General features: G+C 60.3%; 3 protein-coding genes. 2 read left to right on the top strand and 1 reads right to left on the bottom strand.

Annotated elements, in window-relative coordinates; all coding sequences use genetic code 11:
* Positions 1-722 (bottom strand): OmpA family protein (locus AC1DLB_RS27385; protein WP_477786040.1); only part of this gene is annotated, 722 nt, incomplete at its 3' end.
* A gap of 157 nt (positions 723-879) precedes the next feature.
* On the opposite strand from AC1DLB_RS27385, the gene pyrC reads away from it, so the two are divergent.
* Positions 880-1,926: a dihydroorotase gene (gene pyrC, locus AC1DLB_RS27380; protein WP_018926606.1), complete on the top strand. Its 1,047-nt coding sequence runs from the start codon at positions 880-882 to the stop codon at positions 1,924-1,926.
* Positions 1,923-2,548, top strand: a 626-nt coding sequence (gene rnt / locus AC1DLB_RS27375) for a ribonuclease T (protein WP_477786039.1), incomplete at its 3' end; no start/stop codon positions are given. The genes pyrC and rnt, both read left to right, overlap by 4 nt.

The raw sequence follows: 2,548 nt of genomic DNA, 5'->3' as shown, positions 1-2,548 counted from the left end.
GCCTTGAAGAAATCCATCACCGCCAGCGCCCGGCGTCGTGACAGTTCACGGTTGGTCAGCCGGTTACCGCTATTGTCGGAATGGCCATCGAGTTCAATGTGGTTGACCGTCGGATCGGCCTTCATGAACTCCAGCATGACCTGCAACTGGGCCTTGGCCCTGGCATCGAGATCGATACCCTCCCCCGGAAAGCCGACCTCGGATTGCTTCACTTGCTCGAAATTCTGTGGCAACAGCTTGGCGACGCAACCCTGATAGTCACCATAGGCCTTGCTGAACTTGACCGGCAGCAGACGCACTTCAGACACCCGACCGTCGCCCGATGAGTGTCGTACGACCGGGCTGCGCCCCTCCATCAGCCCGCTGATCAGGCGCCCGGCCTGCACTTGCGAACTGTTGAACAGCACGTTGCCACTACCGATTCTCACCGAGCCCAGGTTAATGTCGCCACGCCCCGGCTGCCATGGCGCAGCCGCCGCCAGCAAGGTGGCGGAACCCCCACCGATCATTGAGTTGTAGGCCTTCAGTCGAAATGTCGCCTGCTCTCCGGCGCGCCGCACAAACTCACCCGAACCGAAATCGGTGATCGGTTGAGTCAGGCGGCATTCGAACTTGTCGCCTTCGACCGTCCACTCGATGCTCTCCAGGCGAGTCTGGAAAGTGAGCGCCATCGCGGGAAGGCTGGCAAACACACTGAGCAAGGCTAAATAACGCTGGCGCACGGGAGGCTCCACTGGCTTCTACGACAAAAAGACCGACACACATATTCACGGCCTGCCTGTTGGGTATCGGAAGCTTGTCGTAAAACTTGATAGCGAGTGCCTGGAAGAGTCTTTTCCGGTAGCATTCCCCTGAGTTTGACCCGCCTGGAATTCCCTCATGTCCGACCGCCTGACCCTGCTGCGTCCCGACGACTGGCACATTCATCTTCGCGATGGTGCCGTGTTGACCAATACCGTCGCGGATGTCGCGCGCACCTTTGGTCGCGCCATCATCATGCCCAACCTGGTACCTCCGGTGCGCAACGCTGCTGAAGCCGATGGCTATCGCCAGCGGATTCTCGCCGCACGTCCGGCCGGCAGCCGTTTCGAACCGCTGATGGTTCTGTACCTGACCGACCGCACCCAGCCCGAAGAAATTCGTGAGGCCAAGGCCAGCGGTTTCATTCACGCCGCCAAGCTGTACCCGGCCGGCGCGACCACCAATTCGGACTCTGGCGTCACCAGCATCGACAAGATTTTCCCTGCACTGGAGGCCATGGCCGAAGTCGGGATGCCCTTGCTGGTTCACGGTGAAGTCACCCGTGGCGATATCGACGTTTTCGATCGGGAAAAAATCTTCATCGATGAGCACATGCGTCGCGTGGTCGAGCGTTTCCCAACGCTCAAAGTGGTGTTCGAACACATCACCACCGCCGATGCCGTGCAGTTCGTCAACGCGGCTTCGGCCAACGTTGGCGCCACCATCACCGCGCATCACCTGCTGTACAACCGCAACCACATGCTGGTGGGTGGGATTCGGCCGCACTTCTATTGCCTGCCGATCCTCAAGCGCAATACCCACCAGGAAGCCCTGCTCGACGCCGCCACCAGCGGCAGCGACAAGTTCTTCCTCGGCACCGACTCGGCCCCCCATGCCCAGCACGCCAAAGAAGCGGCTTGCGGCTGTGCCGGTTGCTACACCGCTTATGCCGCGATCGAGATGTATGCCGAAGCCTTCGAACAGCGTAATGCGCTGGACAAGCTCGAAGCCTTCGCCAGCCTCAATGGCCCGCGTTTCTACGGTCTGCCGGCGAACACCGATCGCATCACCCTGGTCCGCGAAGAGTGGACCGCCCCAACCAGCCTGCCATTTGGCGAGCTGACCGTTATCCCGCTGCGCGCCGGTGAAAAACTGCGCTGGCGCCTGCTGGAGGAACACGCGTGAGTGAAGACCATTTCGACGACGAACAGGACGGTCAAGGCGGTGGAGGTGGTCCTCGTCATCCAATGGCTGCCAGATTCCGTGGTTACCTGCCGGTTGTCGTCGACGTAGAAACCGGTGGCTTCAACTCGGCCACCGACGCCCTGCTGGAAATTGCTGCAACCACTATCGCCATGGATGAAAAAGGGTTCGTGTACCCCGATCACACCTACTTCTTCCGGGTTGAGCCATTCGAAGGCGCCAACATCGAAGCAGCAGCCCTGGAATTCACCGGGATCAAACTCGATCACCCGTTGCGCATGGCAGTGAGTGAAGAAGCGGCGCTGACCGATATCTTCCGTGGCATTCGCAAGGCCCTGAAAGCCAACGGTTGCAAACGGGCGATTCTGGTCGGTCACAACAGCAGCTTCGACCTGGGTTTCCTCAACGCGGCAGTCGCGCGCCTGGACATGAAACGCAACCCGTTTCACCCGTTCTCCAGCTTCGACACCGCGACCCTCGCCGGTCTTGCCTACGGTCAAACCGTACTGGCCAAGGCCTGTCAGGCAGCGGACATCGACTTCGACGGTCGTGAGGCTCATTCGGCTCGCTACGACACCGAGAAGACTGCTGAGCTGTTCTGCGG

The organism is Pseudomonas sp. 05N434, assembly GCF_056396965.1.
Note: the sequence above shows the minus strand (reverse complement) of the source record. Positions and strands in the feature narration are given on the sequence as shown.